The 18,430-nt window shown below is 73.7% G+C and carries 16 protein-coding genes; 8 read left to right on the forward strand and 8 right to left on the reverse strand.

The features are described from left to right. Positions 1-119: 119 nt before the first annotated feature. A complete protein-coding gene (locus ACGFZN_RS05150) occupies positions 120-677 on the reverse strand; it encodes a YbaK/EbsC family protein (protein ID WP_393857093.1) in 558 nt (185 codons plus the stop codon). 31 nt (positions 678-708) lie between these two features. Beyond that, positions 709-1,281: a helix-turn-helix domain-containing protein gene (locus tag ACGFZN_RS05155; RefSeq protein ID WP_393857094.1), complete on the reverse strand. Its 573-nt coding sequence runs from the start codon at positions 1,279-1,281 to the stop codon at positions 709-711. Between the two features lie 148 nt (positions 1,282-1,429). On the opposite strand from ACGFZN_RS05155, the gene ACGFZN_RS05160 reads away from it, so the two are divergent. After that, positions 1,430-2,287 carry an EamA family transporter gene (locus tag ACGFZN_RS05160; protein WP_393857095.1) on the forward strand — a complete coding sequence of 286 codons (858 nt, stop codon included), beginning with the start codon at positions 1,430-1,432 and terminating at the stop codon, positions 2,285-2,287. Positions 2,288-2,948: 661 nt separating this feature from the next. Here ACGFZN_RS05160 and ACGFZN_RS05165 read toward each other — a convergent pair. Further along, positions 2,949-3,713, reverse strand: a complete 765-nt coding sequence (locus ACGFZN_RS05165) for an acyltransferase (RefSeq protein ID WP_393857096.1) — start codon at positions 3,711-3,713, stop codon at positions 2,949-2,951. Positions 3,714-3,822: 109 nt separating this feature from the next. Here ACGFZN_RS05165 and ACGFZN_RS05170 point away from each other — a divergent pair, with 109 nt between their 5' ends. Then, entirely contained in the window at positions 3,823-4,350 is a 528-nt protein-coding gene (locus tag ACGFZN_RS05170; RefSeq protein WP_393857097.1) for a gamma carbonic anhydrase family protein, read from the forward strand. A gap of 16 nt (positions 4,351-4,366) precedes the next feature. Here the strand turns inward: ACGFZN_RS05170 and ACGFZN_RS05175 are convergent, their stop codons facing one another. Further along, a complete protein-coding gene (locus tag ACGFZN_RS05175; protein ID WP_393857098.1) occupies positions 4,367-5,014 on the reverse strand; it encodes a DedA family protein in 648 nt (215 codons plus the stop codon). A 251-nt stretch (positions 5,015-5,265) separates the two neighbouring features. On the opposite strand from ACGFZN_RS05175, the gene ACGFZN_RS05180 reads away from it, so the two are divergent. Then, positions 5,266-6,390 carry a YbhN family protein gene (locus ACGFZN_RS05180; protein ID WP_393857099.1) on the forward strand — a complete coding sequence of 375 codons (1,125 nt, stop codon included), beginning with the start codon at positions 5,266-5,268 and terminating at the stop codon, positions 6,388-6,390. 51 nt (positions 6,391-6,441) lie between these two features. Here the strand turns inward: ACGFZN_RS05180 and ACGFZN_RS05185 are convergent, their stop codons facing one another. The 3 genes from ACGFZN_RS05185 to ACGFZN_RS05195 form a co-directional block, all read right to left on the reverse strand. Further along, complete coding sequence (locus tag ACGFZN_RS05185) at positions 6,442-8,316, reverse strand: ricin-type beta-trefoil lectin domain protein (RefSeq protein ID WP_393857100.1); 1,875 nt, start codon at positions 8,314-8,316, stop codon at positions 6,442-6,444. Positions 8,317-8,656: 340 nt separating this feature from the next. Then, positions 8,657-9,553, reverse strand: coding sequence for an N-acetylmuramic acid 6-phosphate etherase (gene murQ / locus ACGFZN_RS05190; protein WP_393857101.1), 897 nt, complete (start codon positions 9,551-9,553; stop codon positions 8,657-8,659). 49 nt (positions 9,554-9,602) lie between these two features. After that, entirely contained in the window at positions 9,603-10,550 is a 948-nt protein-coding gene (locus ACGFZN_RS05195; RefSeq protein WP_393857102.1) for a MurR/RpiR family transcriptional regulator, read from the reverse strand. Positions 10,551-10,762: 212 nt separating this feature from the next. Here ACGFZN_RS05195 and ACGFZN_RS05200 point away from each other — a divergent pair, with 212 nt between their 5' ends. The 4 genes from ACGFZN_RS05200 (at position 10,763) to lpdA (ending at position 16,727) form a co-directional block, all read left to right on the forward strand. Further along, a complete protein-coding gene (locus ACGFZN_RS05200; RefSeq protein ID WP_393857103.1) occupies positions 10,763-11,761 on the forward strand; it encodes an N-acetylglucosamine kinase in 999 nt (332 codons plus the stop codon). Between the two features lie 8 nt (positions 11,762-11,769). Further along, positions 11,770-13,341 carry a sodium:solute symporter gene (locus tag ACGFZN_RS05205; protein ID WP_393857104.1) on the forward strand — a complete coding sequence of 524 codons (1,572 nt, stop codon included), beginning with the start codon at positions 11,770-11,772 and terminating at the stop codon, positions 13,339-13,341. A gap of 629 nt (positions 13,342-13,970) precedes the next feature. Then, entirely contained in the window at positions 13,971-15,149 is a 1,179-nt protein-coding gene (locus ACGFZN_RS05210; RefSeq protein WP_393857105.1) for an anhydro-N-acetylmuramic acid kinase, read from the forward strand. Between the two features lie 162 nt (positions 15,150-15,311). Further along, positions 15,312-16,727, forward strand: coding sequence for a dihydrolipoyl dehydrogenase (gene lpdA / locus ACGFZN_RS05215; protein WP_393857106.1), 1,416 nt, complete (start codon positions 15,312-15,314; stop codon positions 16,725-16,727). A 60-nt stretch (positions 16,728-16,787) separates the two neighbouring features. Here the strand turns inward: lpdA and ACGFZN_RS05220 are convergent, their stop codons facing one another. Next, entirely contained in the window at positions 16,788-17,240 is a 453-nt protein-coding gene (locus tag ACGFZN_RS05220; RefSeq protein ID WP_393857107.1) for a DUF4442 domain-containing protein, read from the reverse strand. Between the two features lie 161 nt (positions 17,241-17,401). On the opposite strand from ACGFZN_RS05220, the gene ACGFZN_RS05225 reads away from it, so the two are divergent. Further along, positions 17,402-18,421 (forward strand): hypothetical protein, encoded by a 1,020-nt coding sequence (locus ACGFZN_RS05225; protein WP_393857108.1) that lies wholly within the window; start codon positions 17,402-17,404, stop codon positions 18,419-18,421. The last annotated feature ends 9 nt before the right edge of the window (positions 18,422-18,430 follow it).

Genomic DNA, 18,430 nt, shown 5'->3' on the forward strand with positions numbered 1-18,430 from the left:
GGGGCCGGACTGCCGTCCCTGCCCGGCCGGACCTGCCGTCCCCGCCCGGCCTGGCCTGCCGTTCCCGTCGTGGAACGGACGCGCCGGGCGGTGGTCTCAGGCGATCCGCCGGCCAGCGGTCAGGCGACCCCGAGCCCCTCCAGGACCACCGCACCCGGCAGTTCCGCGAGGGCCTTGCCCGGCACCAGCAGCTTGCCGCGCCGGCGTCCGCTGCCGACGAGGACGTAGGGCAGGTCGACGACGGCCGCGTCGATGAACACCGGCCAGCCGGCGGGCAGTCCGACGGGGGTGATGCCGCCGTACTCCATGCCGGTCTCCCCGGTCGCCGTCTCCATGGAGGCGAAAGACGCCTTGCGGGCGCCGAGTTGGCGGCGTACGACGCCGTTGACGTCGACCCGCGTGGTGGAGAGCACCAGACATGCGGCAAGGGTGGTCTCGCCGCCCCGCTTGCCCGCGACCACCACGCAGTTCGCCGACCGCTCCAGCAGATCGCGGCCGTAGTGCTCCACGAAGACGGCCGTGTCGGCCCAGCGCGGGTCGGTCTCGACGTAGAGGACGCGGTCGGCGGGAACCGCGCCCCGCCATGCGCGTACGGCGTCGGCGACCGGCGCGGTCAGCTCCTCGAGGCAGTCCGTGACGGGGGTGGCGGTGTCGAATTCTCCGATGGGTGCGCGCATGCCCGCACGCTAACAGCCGCGCCGGCGCGGCTCAGCGGACCGGGGGCACCGAGACGGCCATCACCATCTCCATCGGCACATCGCCCTCGTTGGCGTAGATGTGCGCGGTCGCGGCCTCGAAGGTGGCGCTCGCGCCGGTCGGCACCAGGTGCTTGACGCCGTCCACGGTGAGGGTCAGCTCGCCCGCGGTGACATGGACGAGTTCGACCGTGCCCACGCGGTGCGGCTCGGAGGGGCTCTGCTCCCCCGGCATCAGCCGCCAGTCCCACATCTCGAGCGGGCCGGGCGCCTCCGTGCCGGCGAGGAGGCGGTTGTAGCTGCCGGCGTCGGTGTGCCAGAGCCGTACGGCCTGGTCGGCGGGGACGATGCGGACGGCGGGGCCCTGTTCGTAGTCGAGCAGTGTGGTGATGCTGATGCCGAGCGCGTCACCGATCTTGACGACGGTGCCGATGCTGGGGTTGGTGCGGGCCTGCTCGATCTGGATCAGCATGCCGCGGCTGACCCCCGCGCGCGCGGCGAGCGCGTCCAGGGTGAAGCCGCGCTCGGTGCGCCAGCGCTTGACGTTGCGCGCCAGGGACTGGGTCAGCAGGTCGAGGTCCGACACATCACGTCCATCGGGAAGAGGTCCGGGCAGGCCCGTGGGTCGGGTCCGGGCGTCCCGGAAGTTCAATATTCGGGATGACAGAGTTCACTCCACTGCACTACCGTGAGGTGCACCCGATCGTTCATCAAACTGTACTGCGAGGCCGGCCGTGACAGCATTCTTCGCCCTGATCACCAGCCTTCTGTGGGGGCTGGCCGACTTCGGGGGCGGGCTGCTGACACGACGGACGCCCGCGCTGACGGTCGTGGTCGTCTCGCAGGCCATCGCGGCGGCCGTGCTGGGCGCGATCGTCGTGGCGACCGGCGGGTGGGGCGAGGCCGGGCCCCGCCTGTGGTTCGCGTTCGCCGCCGGACTGGTGGGACCGATCGCCCTGCTCTCCTTCTACAAGGCCCTCGCGCTCGGCCCCATGGGGGTCGTCTCACCGCTCGCGACGCTGAGCGTGGCCGTGCCGGTGAGCGTGGGCCTCGTCCTCGGCGAGCGGCCCGGACTGCTCCAGGTCGCGGGCATCGCGGTCGCCGTCACGGGTGTCGTGCTCGCGGGCGGACCACAGCTGCGCGGGGCGCCCGTCCAGCGGCAGACGATCCTGCTCACGCTGATCGCGGCCCTCGGGTTCGGCACGGTCTTCGCCCTGATCACGGAGGCCTCGACGACCGTCACCGGCCTGTTCCTCGCACTGTTCGTGCAGCGGCTGACGAATGTCGCCGTCGGCGGGGCCGCGCTCGCCGTCTCCGTCCGGCGCGGCGGCCGGGCGGTGCCCGAGGGCGGCTTCCCCTGGGCCTCGCTGCCCGCGCTGGCCTTCGTCGGACTCGCCGACGTGGCCGCCAACGGCACCTACGCCGTCGCCGCACAGCACGGGCCGGTCACCGTGGCGGCCGTGCTCGCCTCGCTGTACCCGGTGGTGACGGCGCTGGCCGCGCGCGGCTTCCTCGCCGAACGGCTCCGCGCGATCCAGGCGGCAGGCGCGGGCCTGGCCCTCCTCGGCACCCTCCTGCTGGCGACGGGCTGATCCGTCCCGGAACTGCGGACGCCCAGCCGCCGACCCCTGGTTCCGGATCCGAGCGGCCCCTCATCCCCCGCATCCTGCGCGAGTGGCCCCAGCCTTCGGACGCCTGCCCGAGCCGGCCCGTCGCCCCGGAGCACAGCCGGGCCGCTCCTCACCCCACACATCCGCGCGAACCGGGCCCCGGCTCCCGGACCCCTACCCGAGTCGGCCCCTGGCCCGGGAGCACAGCTGGGCCGCTGCTCATCCCCGCATCCGCGCGAACCGGATCCAGGCTCTCGGGGGCCTACCCGAGCCGGCTCCTCACCCCGGAGCACAGCCGAGCCCGTCCCCATCCACCACATCCCCCGCGAGCGGACCCCAGGTTCGGGTTGCCTACCGAAGCCGGCTCTGGCCCAGGACCGCAGCCGAGCCGCTCCTCCTCCCCCGCCCCGCGCGAACCGGCCCCAGGCCCCGGACGCCCACCCGAGCGAGCCCCCGACCCCGCGCCAACCGGCCCCAGGCTTCGGACACCCACCCGAGCCAGCCCCCGGCCCCGGCCCCGGCCCCCGGAGCACAACCGAGCCCGCCCCCGTGCACCGCACCCCGCACGAACCGCCCCTCGGCTTCGCACACCTGCCGAGTCGTGCCTGCAGAGCCGATCCCGCGCCCCCGCGTCCCGGCCGCGTCAGCTCTCCGTTTCCAGTTGGGCGAGGCTGGCCACCACGTCCTCGTCGAGTTCCGCGAGGGCGCGGAGCTGATCCGGGGTCGTGCCCTCCGGGATCGGTATCGGCGGCGGGGTCCTGAGCGGCGGCTGCCAGCCCTGGTCCGGCGTCCAGCGGCGGACGACCCGGGCGGGCGCTCCGGCCACCACGGCGTGGTCGGGCACCGTGCCCCGCACCACGGCGCCGGCCGCGACGACCACGTTCCGGCCGATCCGCGCGCCCGGCAGGATCACCGCGCCGGTGCCGATCCAGCAGCCCGGCCCGATCTCCACGGGCTCCATGCGCGGCCACTGCCTGCCGATCGGCTGGTGGGGGTCGTCGTAGGAGTGGTTGGTGGAGGTGACGTAGACGTACGGGCCGAAGTAGCAGTCGCTGCCGATGGTGACCGTCGTGTCCGCGATGACATGGCTGCCCCGGCCGAGGACGACACCGTCGCCGATGCGCAGGATCGGCTCCGGCCCGAGGTCCAGGTCCGGCATCAGGCCCGCGGTCAGCGTGACCTGTTCGCCGATGATGCAGTGCGAGCCGAGGTGGATCCAGGGTTCGCCGAACACCGTGCCGAGCGGGAAGGCGAGCCGGGTCGCCGCACCGATCGAGCCGAACCTCAGGCGGCCGGGATGCTCGGCGGTGACGGAACCCGTGCGCTGAACCCACGCCCAGGCAGCGTGCACCGCGCGCTGAGCGACGCGGCGACGCCAGGACGAGAACGTGTTCTTGGGCTTCGGCACGGGCTTACGTTACTCATCGGTTGCGTCCGGCGAGAGGGCGGGCTGCTGTGATCTTTGCCCCAGCCCGTGACGTACCGTGCGGGTAGTCACGGACACGGAGGAGACGGTGATGACACAGCAGGCGCTGATCGTGGGCATCGGCGGCAGGGAGCCGCAGGTCGATCCGGAGGCGTTCGTCGCGCCGACGGCTTCCGTGATCGGCGACGTCACGCTGCACGCGGGGGCCAGTGTCTGGTACGGCGCGGTGATCCGGGGCGACGTCGAGAAGATCACCGTGGGGGCGCAGGCCAATGTCCAGGACAACGTCACCCTGCACGCGGACCCCGGGTTTCCGGTGAAGGTCGGTGAGCGGGTGTCCATCGGGCACAACGCCGTCGTGCACGGGGCGACCGTGGAGGACGACTGCCTCGTCGGGATGGGGGCGACCGTGCTGAACGGGGCCGTGATCGGTGCCGGATCGCTCGTCGCCGCCCAGGCTCTGGTGCCGCAGGGGATGGTCGTACCGCCCGGGTCGCTGGTGACCGGGGTGCCGGCGAAGGTGCGGCGGGAACTGACCGAGGAGGAGCGGCAGGGCGTCACCCTCAACGGCACGATGTACGCGGAGCTCGCGAAGGCACACCAGGACGTGCATCGCTAGGCCGTTGCGGGGTGTTTCAGTCCCCGGCACCGACCGGTTCCGCCTCGCGGTCCACCTGCTGCCGGGCCTTCTTCGCCTTGCGCTGGACGATCAGCATGGTGGCGAGGCCGAGTGCCACCGCCGCCGCAAGCCCCACGTACGAGAACTTCTTCAGCCAGCCCTCGGCGACCACACCGACGTAGTACACGGCCGCCGTGGTGCCGCCGGCCCAGCAGACGCCGCCGAGGACGTTGGCGATCAGGAACTTCCAGTACGGCATGTGCAGGACGCCGGCGAGGGGGCCGGCGAAGATGCGCAGCAGGGCGATGAAACGGCCGAAGAAGACCGCCCACATGCCCCACTTCTCGAACGACCGCTCCGCGGTGGCCACATGGCCCTCGCTGAAGTGCTTCGGGAATCTCCTGGCCAGCCAGGCCAGCAGCGGCCGTCCGCCCTTGCGGCCGATCGCGTAGCCGATGGAGTCGCCGATCACGGCGCCCGCGGTCGCGCACGCGCCGAGGACGACCGGGTTGACGCCCGAGTGCTGGGAGGCCATCAGCGCCGCCGAGACCAGGATGATCTCCCCTGGAAGCGGGATGCCCAGGCTCTCCAAGCCGATCACCAGGGCGACCACGGCGTAGACGGCGGCCGCGGGCACCGAGTCGAGCCAATCCTGGACGTGCACCGCGGGATCCTCCCCTGTCGCCTTCCCTGACCGGTGGGGCCGCCGCATGTAAAGGGCGCCCCAAGGGAAGGCTACCTGGTCGGCGGTGAACGGCGGCGTACGCGCAATCGCTCGGTGGCACCGTCCCGCCCCCGCGCCTTCGGTTTTCGGACATCCCCGTGTCACGCGGGTGGGGAAGGCTCCCCGCGGTTTCGCCCGACCCGCCTTTCCAGGTCCCGCCGTGGGGCCCGCTGCGGAAGGACGACGTCCCCGTGTCCTCACTCTCCCCCTCCCCCTCGCTCGCCTCCCCTCCCCCCTCGCTCGCCTCCCCTCCCCCCTCGCTCGCCTCCCCTTCCCCTTCGCTCGCCACCCCCTCCCCCTCGCTCGCCGCCCCGTCGCGCGTCCTGCCCGGGGATCCGCTCCGCACCGCCCCGAGCGCCGATCCCGCTTCCCGGCCGGCGTCCCTCCTCGGGGCCCGGCGCCTGCGGCTGGCCCTGTGCCTTCTTCCCGTGCTGCTCGCCGCCGGATGGGCGGTCGCCAACCGGCCAGTGGTGTACGAGGGCGTACGGCGGCTGGTCGCGGCCGATCCGGGGTGGCTGCTGGCCGGTGCCGGCCTGACCGGCCTGAACTGCGTGGCGGCCGCCTGCGTCCGGCAGGGTGCGCTGCCGGACCGGGTGCGGCCGGGGCTGCTGCTGGCCTCGCAGTTCGCCGCCGGCGCCGCCAACCACGCGCTGCCCGGCGGGTTCGGCGTGCACGCCGTCACCCTGCGCTTCCTGCGGACCCAGGGGGTGCCGCCCGCCCGGGCCACCGCGTCGATCGGGCTGTACTCCCTGGCCAAGTCCGCCGCCAAGACCGGGGTGCTGCTGGTGTTCCTCGCGGCGACGCCGGCCTGGCGGCGCCTCGGTGGTCTGGTCCCGGACGGCCGGCTGCCGGTCCCGGCTGTCGCCGCGGGCGGCGCCGTGGCGGCGGCGGGGGTGCTGCTGACCGTCGTACGACCGCTGCGGCGCCCGGTGACCGGGCTGCTGCGGTCCGCTCTCGCCGACGCCCGGGAGGTGCACACGCGCCCCTGCCGGGTGCTCGCCCTGTGGGGCGGGGCGGTGGCGATGCCGCTGGTGCAGGGGGCCACGCTCGCGTGCGTCGGCGCCTCGCTCGGGCTGGGGCTGCCGTGGCAGCACGTGGTGCTCGCCTACCTGGCGGCGGGCACGGCCGTGGGCGCGGTTCCGGCGCCGGGCGGGTTCGCCGTGGACGCGGCGCTGGTATGGACGCTGGCCGCCTTCGGCTGCGCACCGGCGGCGGCCACCGCGACGGTCATCGGCTACCGGGTGCTGACCGACTGGGTGCCGCTGCTGCCCGGCACCCTGCTGCTGTCCGCGCTGATCCGGGCCAAGGTGCTGTGACCGCCGGGCCGTCGGAGGCTGACCGCCGTACCTCGTCGGGCCCGGTACCGGTCAGTTGAGCAGCGCGCCCACCGGCGCCGTCACCGTGGTGACCGGACGCAGCACGCCGTGCACCGCGCGCTCCGCCCGGGCCGGCGCCACGGGCCCGGATCTCTGCTGCCGCCGGCCGAGGCCGGGCCCCTGCTGTCGCCGGCCGAGGCGGACCTGGGCGATCCGGGTCTCGTCCACACCCGTCGGCTCGTCCGGTCCGCCGCCCTCCTCTTTCCCGCGTGCGGCGATCCCGTACGGCGGCCCGTCGGCATCCCGGCGGGCGTGTCCCGGTGTGCGGCCCCCGGGCACGTCGGCCGCGCCGTGCGCGCCGGCGCCTGCGGGCGCGTCCGGCGCGGTGCCGGGCCGCCCTCGCCCGCCCGTCTCCGGGCGCAGCAGCCAGCGCTGGTCCGGCGAACCGTCGCGCGGGGCCAGGACCACCCGGGCTGACGCGTCGTCGGCGTCCAGGGCGAGCGCGAGGCCCTCGCCGCGGCGCAGCAGGATCTCGCCGTGCACGGTGACGTCGTAGACCTCCTCGCCGGCGTGCGCGACGCAGCCGGCCAGCGCCACCGTCCTCGTGTCCGGGTCGGCGGCCAGGCACAGGGAGGGGGCGGCGGCGCTGCGCAGCGATCCGTCGTCCTGGTACGCCCATTGCTGCGCGGCGGCGGAGGTGCACGGCGCAAGCCGGACGCCGGCACCGGCCCGGACGCTGCTCCCGCGCACGTCCAGGCAGCGTCCGGAGGTGAGGTCGCGCAGGCTGCCCCGGGCGACCGCGACGGGTTCGCCGGCCGAGGCGGCGGAGGGGGAGGTGACGGGCAGGACGCCGGTGCCGCGCGGATGCGTGGTGCGGGCGGCGGGGGCGCCCCAGGTGGTGCCGGGCGCGGGGACAGCGTTGTCGTCGGACCAGCTTCGGGCCACGAGCACGGTGGCGAGCAGCGCGAGCGAGGCCAGTCCGACGCCGATGGCCACCGCCGTGCGATGGCGGCTGCCGGAACCGGTGGTGCGGTGTCTGCCGCCGGCGCCCGCCGCCGGCTCGGGCGCCGGGCCGTACGGCACCTCCTCGGCGGCTCCGCGCCCGGGACGCGAGTCGGCATAGCGGCGGGCGCCCCAGCCGAGGACGGTCTCGGCGAGCAGCAGGCCGGGGCTGTCGTGGAACAGCCCGAAGGTCTCGGCGGCGTGCCTACAGTGCGCGCAGGCCGCCAGATGCCGGCGCACGTCGGGCAGCAGGGCGTCGCCCCGGCGCAGGGGGACGTCCAGGAGCCGGTTGTAGAAGCGGCATTCCTTGGTGGGGGCGAGTTCCCGGTGGGCGCGCACGCATCCCGCTCTGAATTGCTCGCGCGCCTGTTCCAGTGCGGCCGTCGCGGTGGCCGGGTCGATACCCAGCAGACCAGCGGGAATGTTTATCGGTTCGGCCTCCACCTCGATGTGCCACAGAAGACATTGCGAGGCGCCGGGAAGTGCCCGGAATGCGCGTTCGGCGAGTTGCCGTCTTTCCGGCGTCCCGGGATTCGTCGCGCGCAGTCCGCGGCCGCCGGCGGGTTTGCGCAATTCCGGCAGCGTCGCGCAGGCCGCGTCGTCGGCGGCCCAGGCGCGGACGGTGTCGCGTACGGCGGCGAGCAGTTGCGGGCGCAGGGCGCCGCCGACGGCTCCGGCGGCCATCCGGCCGAGAACCTCGTGGAAGGCGGCGGTGGCGACGAGGTGGGCGGCCGGTCCGGCCGAGGCCAGGCAGACGGTGGCGTAGTCGCGGGCGGCACGCCAGTGGCGGGCCAGCAGCAGGGCTACGGCGTGATGGTGGACGGCGTGCGGGCCGCCGAGGCCGGCGGCGAGATTGCGGTCGGACTCCCCGGGCGAACCGGGCAGCGGTGGATACGGCGGGCGTGGGGGGTGAGGGGACTGCACGGAACCATTTCCTTCCAGCCGCAGGACGGCGCACGGAATGCCGTCCTGACGGAAAGCAGTGCCGAGTGGTGCATACCTGTCGGGCCGGCCTGGGCGTTCGACGCCGGCCTTTGCCCTCCCGCGGGAAGGCTCACCTTCGCACACGCGGCTCACAGGAAACAAGGAGTTCGATTGTCCCGGCGTCAAACTCGGTGAATTCCACAAGAGTTACCGGCGGTATCGCTTCGTGGGACCGTTCCCACGTTTCTCCGGGCACTGTTCCGAGCCGAAGGCCCGTGTTCCTGCTGCCGGTTGAGAGGCCGTCAGCAGGGAGCGGACCCGAACTCCGCCGCGAAGGGTGTCAGGCGCCGCCGATGGCCGTACGGGTGTCGCCGTCGGCCTTGTCGAGACGGCGGGTGGCCTCTTCGGCCGTGCAGTGCGCGAGGAGCATGACGATGGCGGTCTTCGCGTGGCCGCCGGCGGCCCGCAGCGCGTCGGCGGCGGTGCCGGGGGCGGCACCGGTCGCCTGGACGACGATGCGGCGGGCCCGGTCGACCAGCTTCTCGTTGCCGGCCTTGACGTCGACCATGAGGTTCCCGTACGCCTTGCCCAGCCGCACCATCGAGGCCGTCGAGAGCATGTTGCAGACCATCTTCTCGGCGGTGCCGGCCTTGAGCCGGGTCGATCCCGTGAGGACCTCGGGACCGGTGGGGACCTCGATCGGGATGCCGGCGCAGCGGCTGACGACCGCGTCGCGGTTGCAGGCGACCGACACCGTGGCGGCGCCCCGGGCGGCGGCGTGCCGCAGACCGCCGACGACATAGGGGGTACGGCCGCTGGCGGTGAGCCCGACCACCGTGTCCCGGTCGTTCACGCCGATCGCGTCGAGGTCGGCGACCGCCCTCGCCGGTTCGTCCTCGGCGCCCTCGACCGCCACGGCGAAGGCGCCCGGCCCGCCGGAGAGCACTCCCACGACCTGCTCGGGCGCAGTGCCGAAGGTCGGCGGGCACTCCACGGCGTCCAGCAGGCCGATGCGGCCGCTGGTGCCGGCGCCGAGGTAGATCAGCCGCCCGCCCCGGCGCAGCGACTCGGTGATCGCCTCGACGGCGGCCCCGATCTGCGGGAGTGCGTCGCGCACCGCGCGGACGACGGTGCGGTCCTCGTCGTTCATGACCGCGAGCAGTTCGGTGACCGGCATGCGGTCCAGTTCGGCGGTCCGTTCGTTGCGGGTCTCGGTGCCGAGTGTGCTGAGGTCCACGGCGCGGTCCTCCTTGGGGCGGGTGCCGGTGGCGGCGGGCGGGTGGCGGTCAGTCGCCGGGCGGGGTGCGGCGCGGCGCCGGCTGGCGCCTGCGGCGCTGGACCGCGCCGTAGGTCTTCTCCAGCGCCGCGGTCGTGGCCTCGTAGGACTGCTGGGCGACGCCGACGAACAGGCAGTCGATGAGCGCGAGTTGGGCGATGCGGCTGACGGTCGCGCCGGAGCGGAAGGGGGTCTCCCGGGCGCAGGTCGTCAGCACGAGGTCCGCGCTCTCCGCGAGGGTGGAGCGCGGGACGTTGGTGAGGGCGATGGTGGTGGCGCCGCGTTCTGCGGCGGCCTGCAGGGGCTCGACGGTGTCCTCGGTCTCGCCGGAGTGGGAGATCGCGAGGGCGACGTCGCCGGGGCCGAGCAGGGCGGCGGCGGTGAGCGCGGCGTGCCGGTCGGTCCAGATGAACGCCACGCGGCCGATGCGGTGCAGCTTCTGGTGCAGGTCCTGGCCGACGAACGCGCTGGCGCCGACACCGAAGACATCGATCCTGGGCGCCGCCGCGAGGGCCTGGACGGCCCGGCCCAGCACCTCCACGTCCACGCCCGCCCCGGTGTCCTCCAGGGCGCGCACCTCGTTGTAGACGATCTTGCGGACGATCTCGTCGAGGGTGTCGGTGGCGCTGATGTCGGTGCCCGGCGCCGGACGGTCTCCGCTGAGGGCGTGCTCGCGGGCGGCCGCCGCGGCCAGCGCGAGGCGCAGTTGCGGGTAGTTGGTGATCTCTATGGCCCGGCAGAAGCGCATCACGGTCGCCACCGAGGTGTCGGCCCGCTGGGCGAGGGCGCTGATGGACAGCTTCGCCGCCTGGTCCGGATCGGCGAGGACGGCCTCGGCCACGCGTCGCTCCGACGGCGCCAGGGACGACAGGGCCGTCCGGATGCGTGCCAGCGTCCCGGCCGCGGAGGTGTCCGCCGCGGGCCGGTCCGGTATGCGAGGTGGTTCCGTGCTGGCCATGGGCCGTACCTCCTGCCTGGGTGGCGTCACAGTAGCCACGCCTCCGGCCGGGCGTCAAAAATTTACGTGCCGAATTGCGCGACGTTACTTATTGACATGTGAAGCGGGTCGTTCTGATACTCGCTGAACCGCGCTCCACAGCCGCCGCCGGTCTCCAGCCGTCCTGGTGAGCCGCCGGAGCGATGATCCGGGATGACACGAAGGCGTGCCGTATGACAGCAGTAGTCGCGGTGGACCTGGGCAAGACCGGCTGCCGTGCCGCGTTGTTCCACGGCGGCGACGGTCCCGCCCGGCGGATCCACGAGGTGCCCGGGGCGCCCGGGCTCGCCGCCGAGAACGGAGTGGCGGCCGCCCGCACCGCCGTACTCGCCGCCGTGCTCCCCCTCCTCGAAGGGCAGCCCGCGCCGCGGCCGGCCGGGGTCTGCGTGGGTGCCGCGGGAGCGGCGGCCGCACCGGAGGCCGCCCGCGCGCTGGCGGGCCTGCTCCTCGAGGACCTGCCCGCGGACGAGGTGGCCGTCACCAGCGACGCCGTCACCGCCCACGCCGGCGCCCTCGGCGGCCTCCCCGGCGTGGTCCTCGCGATCGGCACCGGCTGCGTCGCCGTCGGCATCGGGGACGACGGGTCGTACGCCCGCGTCGACGGCTGGGGTCCCTGGCTCGGCGACGAGGGCAGCGGCGCCTGGATCGGGGCGGCCGGGCTGCGGGCCGCGCTGCGGGCGCATGACGGACGCGGCCCGGACACGGCGCTGCTGGCCGCCGCCGCCGAACGCTTCGGCGCCCCGGACCGGATGCCGGTGGCTCTCGGCCGCGACGGCAACCCCGCACGGACCGCCGCGTCCTTCGCCCCGGACGTCGCGCGCCTGGCCGCGGCCGGCGACGCCGTGGCCTCCTCGATCGTCCGGGACGCCGCCCGCGCGCTCGGCGAGGCCGTGCTCGCCGCCGCCCGCAGGATCGGTGGCGGGGCCCTGTCCGTGACCGTCACCGGCGGACTCACCGGCCTCGGCGAACCGCTCCTCACGCCGCTGCGCGCGGCGCTGGCCGGCTCCCCGCTCCCCCTGCGCCCGCGGGACCCGCTCGGGCAACCGCTGGACGGGGCGCGCCTGCTGGCACTGGACGCCGGCGCACCGCACGAGCCCCACGTCGTCCGCGTACGGCGGTCGGCGCCCTTCTCCCCGGTCCCCACCTCGCCGGCGCCGCCGGCCGTCGCTTAGGAGTGAGCGTGCGTCAACTCGACCTCGTGGTCGTCGTCGTCTACCTGGTGGCGATCGCCGTGATCGGACTGCGCCTGGCCGGCCGGCAGAGCAGCGCGAAGGACTACTTCGTCGGCGAGGGCCGCATGCCGTGGTGGACGGTGTCGTTCTCCGTGGTGGCCACCGAGACCAGCGTGCTCACCGTGATCAGCGTGCCCGGCGGCGCGTACAGCGGGCAGGGCTTCGGGAACGTCGAACTGGCCCTCGGCTACGTCATCGGCCGCGTGGTCGTGGCCACCGTGCTGATCCCCCTGTACAAGCGGGGCGGCTTCGTCAGCGCCTACCAGTACCTGGGCAGCAGGTTCGGGCCGAAGCTGCAAGGGCTCGCCTCGGTGACGTTCGTCTTCACCCGGCTCCTCGCCGAGGGCGTCCGGCTGTTCGCCTCCGCCATCCCGATCAAGCTGCTGCTCGACGAGTTCGGGGTGCACGCGGGCTACCGGCTGATCATCATCGTGCTCACCGCGATCACGGTCGTCTACACCTACCTCGGCGGCATCAAGGCGGTCATCTGGACCGACGCCATCCAGATGGGCCTGTACCTGGGCGGCGCCGTCCTCGCCATCGCCGTGCTGTCCGGCCATGTCGGCGCCGACGGGTTCACCGGCGCGCTGCACTCGGGCCACTTCAAGCTGTTCGACACCGACTTCACCCTCGCGCACGTCCTGACCAGCCCGTTCGCCCTGCCCACCGCGATCGTCGGCGGCGCCATCTTCGCCATGGCCAGCCACGGCTCGGACCAGCTGATCGTCCAGCGCGTCCTGGCCACGCGTTCGCTGCGCGACGGCCAGAAGGCCATGATCGCCTCGGGTGTTTTCGTCACCCTCCAGTTCGCCGCCTTCTCGCTCGTCGGCGCGCTGCTGTGGTCGTACAACCAGGGCAAGGACTTCAAGCAACTCGGCCTGAGCAGCTCCGACAACCTCTACCCGCAGTTCATCCTGCACGGGCTGCCCGTGGTGATCTCCGGTCTGCTGGTGGCGGGCATCCTGGGCGCCGCGATGGGCTCGCTGTCCTCGGCCCTGAACTCCATGTCGAACTCGACGGTCGCCGACATCATCCACAGCTTCTTCCGCAGTACGCCGTCCGAGGAGTCGCTGCTGAAGCTCGCCCGGGTGATGACGCTGGTGTGGGCGGTGCTGATGGCGGTGTTCGCCTGTGCGTTCAGCACCAGTACCGGCAACGTGTATCTGACGGGTCTGACCATCGCGGGCTACACCTACGGCGCCCTGCTCGGCGCGTTCCTGCTCGGGCGGCTCGTACGGCGCGCGAACGAGATCGACTCGGTGCTCGCCTTCCTGGTGACGATCGGCGTGATGACGTACATCGTGCGCAGCGTCAAGATCGACGTCCACGTGGCCGGCGCCACCGTGCCGACCGCGATCGCCGCCCAGTGGCTCGTGCCGATCGGCGTCGTCGTCACCCTGGCCGTCGGGGGCCTCACCAGCCTGTTCCACCCCGCTCCCGAGTCCGCCGCGATCCCCGCCGCGGACGGCGAGACGGCCCCCGGCACCGGCCGCGTCGCCACGGCCACGAGCACCGACTGACGGCATGCACATCCGGTACGGGGCCACCATCCTGGCCCGGTATCACCACTCCGGGCCACGCACCGACCACTCCGGCCCCGGCCTGATCTGCCACCGCACACCGCCGGTGGGGGGCAGCCCGTCCCGACCAGCGACCGCCCACTCCCGGGCGGCCCCGGGCCCCGCCCACGACCCACAACCACACACCCCCGGTGCCACGCCACCGACCCGGCGACCATCGACCTGCGACCGCACACCCCCGGTCCGAGGTCACCCCAGCCCGTCCCGGCCAGCGACCGCCTACTCCCGGCCGGGCACCAACCACCCCTCCGGCCCCGCCACGACCCGCCCCCACACACCTCCGGTACGAGTCCACCGACCCGCGCCCGCACCCCCGGTCCAAGACCACCCCGCCCCGACCCACAACCACACACCCCCGAACAGACCACCACCCCGACCCGCGACCGCACACCCCCCGGTGTGAGGCGAAGCCGCCACCCCGCCTCCCACCGGGCTGCGATCGTGCACGTCTTCGCTGCGGGGGCCGGCCGCCTCGGTCCCTGCTCCGTTCCGAACCGTGAGGGAGAAGCCATGTCACAGCGTCGACCGATGCCGTCCAGGCGGCGGACGAGGTGCCGGGAGGCGGCGGCGTGCGTGTGATCGGCCTGATGTCGGGCACCTCCTACGACGCCATCGAGGCCGCCGCCGCGGACCTGGACCTCGTCGGCGACACCCTGCTGCTGCGGCCACTCGGGCACCTCTCCGTGCCGTACCCGGACGAGCTGCGGGACCTGATCGGTGCCACCTTGCCGCCGGCCGCGACGACCACGCAGGCCGTCTGCGCCCTGGACACCGGCGTCGGCCAGGCCTTCGCCGGTGCCGCCGGGCGCGCGCTGCGCGAGCTGTGCGACGGCGGCGCCGACCTCGTGGTCTCGCACGGCCAGACCGTGCACCACTGGGTGGAGGACGGCACCGTCCGCGGCACGCTCCAACTCGGCGGGCCGGCCTGGATCGCCGAGGCCACCGGTCTCCCGGTCGTCTCCGACCTGCGCAGCCGGGACGTTGCCGCGGGCGGGCAGGGCGCGCCGCTGGTCGCCATGACCGACACCCTGCTGCTGCGCGCCCTGCCCGGCACGCCGGCCGCGCTGAACCTCGGCGGCATCGCCAACGTCACCGTGGTCGCACCGGGTGCCGAGCCGCTGGCCTTCGACACCGGCCCCGCCAACGCCCTGCTGGACGCGGCCGTACGGCACTTCACCGGCGGCGCCGCCGGCTACGACGAGGACGGGCGCCGGGCCGCCGCCGGCCGGACCAGCCCCGAACTGCTGCGCGCCCTCCTCGACGACCCCTACTACCGCAGGCCCGCCCCGAAGAGCACCGGCAAGGAGCACTTCCATCTGCCCTACCTGCAGCGGGCGCTGGCGGCGGCGCCCGCCCCGGATCCCGACGACGTGCTGGCCACCCTGACCCGGCTCACCGCCGTCACCGTGGCCGACGCCTGCCGTGCCCACGGGGTCACCGGACTCGTCGTCTCCGGCGGCGGCACCCGCAACCCGGTGCTCATGCGCATGATCGGCGAGGAGCTGCCCGGCGTACGGCTGCGCCCCAGCGACGACCTGGGCCTGCCCTCGGACGCCAAGGAGGCTCTGGCCTTCGCCGTCCTCGGCTTCCTCACCGTGCACGGGCTGCCCGGCACCCTGCCCTCGGGCACCGGCGCCCGCCGGGCCACGCTGCTCGGCAGCATCACCCCCGGAGCGACGCCGCTGCGGCTGCCCGAACCCGCCGCACAGCCACCGCGCCTGCTGCGCGTCGACCGTCCCGCCCGCTGAACCGGGGGCCGGCCGCGTCGGCAAGGGCGAGGCCCGGCACCGGACGGCTCCCCGTCGCACCCGGGTGAAGTCCGCGGCCGCCCGGCGGCGCCGCCGTTTGCCGCCGGCCGGGAACGGGGAACCCTGGCCGAGCCCGAACGCGTCCCGCTGCAGGAGGCATCGATGACGGACGAGCCGGAGGACCGCTTCGACGTGGTGGTGCTCGGCGCCGGACCGGGCGGCTATGTGGCCGCCATCCGCGCCGCCCAGCTGGGCAGACGCGTCGCCGTGGTGGAGCGGAAGTACTGGGGCGGCATCTGCCTGAACGTGGGCTGCATCCCCACCAAGGCCCTGCTGCGCAACGCCGAGCTGGCGCACATCGTCACCCGTCAGGCGAAGACGTTCGGCATCCGCGCCGACGGCCCGGTGTCCTTCGACTACGGCGAGGCGTTCCGCCGCAGCCGCAAGGTCGCCGACGGCCGGGTCAAGGGCGTGCACTACCTGATGAAGAAGAACGGGATCACGGAGCTCGACGGGCACGGCACGTTCCTCGGCCCGCACACCCTCCAGGTCTCCGGCTTCGACGGCGACACCCGCACCATCGGCTTCGGCCACTGCGTCATCGCCACCGGCGCCACGCCCAAAATGCTGCCCGGCACCCGGCGCACCTCACGCGTGGTCACCTTCGAGGAGCAGATCCTCGCCGAGGAGCTGCCGCGGTCGATCGTGATCGCGGGCGCCGGCGCGATCGGCGTCGAGTTCGCCTACATCCTGCACAACTACGGCGTGAAGGTCACGCTGGTCGAGTTCCTGGACCGTCTCGCCCCGCTGGAGGACGCCGAGGTGTCCGCGGAACTCGCCAAGCAGTACCGCAGGCTGGGCATCGACGCGTTCACCTCCACCCGGGTCGAGTCCATCGACGAATCGGGCCCCCAGGTGCGTGTCACCGTCACCGGCAAGGACGGCTCCCACCGGGTCCTGGAGGCCGACAAGGTGCTCCAGGCGCTCGGCTTCGCCCCCAACGTGGCGGGTTACGGCCTGGAGACCACCGGCGTGCGGGTCTCCGAGCGCGGCGCGATCGAGGTCGACGGCCGCTGCCGTACGAACGTCCCGCACATCTACGCCATCGGCGACGTCACCGCGAAGCTGATGCTCGCGCACGCGGCCGAGGCGATGGGCGTGGTCGCCGCCGAGACGATCGCGGGCGCGGAGACCATGGAACTCGACTACGCGATGATCCCGCGGGCCACCTTCTGCCAGCCGCAGATCGCGAGCTTCGGCCACACCGAGGAGCGGGCGCGCGCACTGGGCTACGACGTCAGGGTGGCGACGTTCCCGTTCACCGCCAACGCCAAGGCGCACGGACTGGGCGACGCCACCGGATTCGTGAAGCTGATCAGCGACGCGAAGTACGGCGAGCTGGTCGGCGGCCACCTGATCGGCCCCGACGTCACCGAGCTGCTGCCCGAGCTGACCCTGGCCCAGCGGTGGGACCTCACCGTCCACGAGATCGCCCGCAACGTCCACGCCCACCCGACGCTCGGCGAGGCGGTGCAGGAGGCGGTGCACGGCCTGGCCGGGCACATGATCAACCTCTGACGCACGCCGAGCGGCGGCCGGCCGCCGAGCGGTTGCCCCCGGCGGCGCTCCGCCGCGGTCTCAGCCGTTGAGCCGCAGGGTCCACACCACCGTCATCTCGCCGGAGACGGCCCCGTCCTCGCGCTGGATGGCGATGTCGACCGGGAACTCCGGCCGCCCTCCGGCGTCCAGCTCGGCGACGACCTCGGCCGCCGGGCGGCCCAGGGTCGCCGTGGCGGTCACCGGTCCCATGGCCAGCTTCTTGTAGGCGATCTCGGCCCGCACCGCGAGCGGCACCGCGCGCGCCAGCTGGTCTCCGAAGGCCGTCAGCACGATGGCGCCGCTGGCGGACTCGGCCAGGGTGAACATGGCGCCGGCGTGGGGGCCGCCGATGTGGTTGTGGTAGTCCGGCTGGTCCGGCAGCCGCAGCACGGCACGCTCCGGGCCGACCTCGACGAACTCCAGGTTCAGGGTCCGCACCATCGGAACCGCGGCGGCCAGCATCTCGCCCATCGAGGCGCTCTCAACTGTCATGCGCCCGATGTTACTGGTGAGTAGCGAAACTGGCCAGCCCCGCGCGCTCCCCACCCACCAGCGCGAACCGCCGCCCGCTCGGCTTCCCTACCGACCCTGCTACGACCCTGACGAGGGCCGGTGACCGAACCGTGTCCGGGACGGCACTAGGGTTACTCGCCATGTGGCCAGATCAGCAGCCGCCAGGGGGCGCGCCGAACCCGCAGAACAACCCGCAGCAGAATCCGTATCAGCAGCCGGGTTACCAGCAGCCGAACCCGTACCAGCAGCCCGGATACCAGCAGTATCCGCAGGCCGGGCCGTACGGTCAGCAGCCGCAGTGGGGGCAGCCGCAGCCTGCCGCGCCCACCCCGCAGCCCCCGCAGGGCGGCGGCGGCCGGACCAAGCTGATCGCGATCGTCGCGGCGGCCGCGGTGGTGATCGCCGCGGGCGTGACGGGCTATCTCGTCCTCGGCAAGAAGGACGGCACGGACGACCGGGCCGACGGCAAGGGCGGGCAGCACGCCAGCCGGTCACCCGCCTCCCAGCCCACGGCCGGCTCGTCGGCGACCGACGACCCGCGCGGCACCGGGACCGAGAAGCCGGCCGTCCCCGGCTGGAAGGTCGTGGTGAACGCCAAGTGGGGCGTCGCCTACGACGTGCCCGCCGACTGGCAGGTGGAGTCCCCGGGCCTGAGCATCGGCTTCGACTTCCCCAAGTCCGAGAAGGACACGGGCATCATCATGTCCGGCACCGCCGAGTTCCAGCCGAAGTGGTGCACGTCCGACGACGACAAGGACGGCCGTACCGAGGACACCCCGCTCGGGGTCACGGGCGTCAAGGGCGCCAACGGCGCCAAGGACACGGACGAGATCGCGATCAACACGCCGGCCTGGTGGGTCTACGGCGGCTACACCCAGCCCGACAAGAAGAGCATCTCCTGGGACAAGAAGGCCACCGCCTTCACCACGGACTCGGGCATCCAGGGCAGTTACGCCTGGGCGCAGTCGACGCACACGCCGAAGAAGGGCAAGTGCATCAGCGACGGCAAGGCGCTCACCTTCGGCTTCCAGAACTCCGCGCACGACTACGTGTCGTTCGACTTCTACGGCGCCAAGGGCGTGAGCGGCGAGGTGTCCCGGGAGACGGTGCTGAAGATCCTCCGCACGGTCCGGCTGCACGGCGACCCGACGAACCAGTGATCCGCCGCG

Origin of the sequence: Streptomyces sp. NPDC048192 (assembly GCF_043202415.1) — a bacterium.
GTDB lineage: Bacteria > Actinomycetota > Actinomycetes > Streptomycetales > Streptomycetaceae > Streptomyces.

What these genes read in the sequence shown, in the direction of transcription:
- ACGFZN_RS05150 (WP_393857093.1), bottom strand. Translation starts at nt 677, where the DNA reads ATGCGCGCACCCATCGGAGAATTCGACACCGCCACCCCCGTCACGGAC.
- ACGFZN_RS05170 (WP_393857097.1), top strand. Translation starts at nt 3,823, where the DNA reads ATGACACAGCAGGCGCTGATCGTGGGCATCGGCGGCAGGGAGCCGCAG.
- ACGFZN_RS05195 (WP_393857102.1), bottom strand. Translation starts at nt 10,550, where the DNA reads ATGGCCAGCACGGAACCACCTCGCATACCGGACCGGCCCGCGGCGGAC.
- ACGFZN_RS05200 (WP_393857103.1), top strand. Translation starts at nt 10,763, where the DNA reads ATGACAGCAGTAGTCGCGGTGGACCTGGGCAAGACCGGCTGCCGTGCC.
- lpdA (WP_393857106.1), top strand. Translation starts at nt 15,312, where the DNA reads ATGACGGACGAGCCGGAGGACCGCTTCGACGTGGTGGTGCTCGGCGCC.
- ACGFZN_RS05220 (WP_393857107.1), bottom strand. Translation starts at nt 17,240, where the DNA reads ATGACAGTTGAGAGCGCCTCGATGGGCGAGATGCTGGCCGCCGCGGTT.
- ACGFZN_RS05225 (WP_393857108.1), top strand. Translation starts at nt 17,402, where the DNA reads ATGTGGCCAGATCAGCAGCCGCCAGGGGGCGCGCCGAACCCGCAGAAC.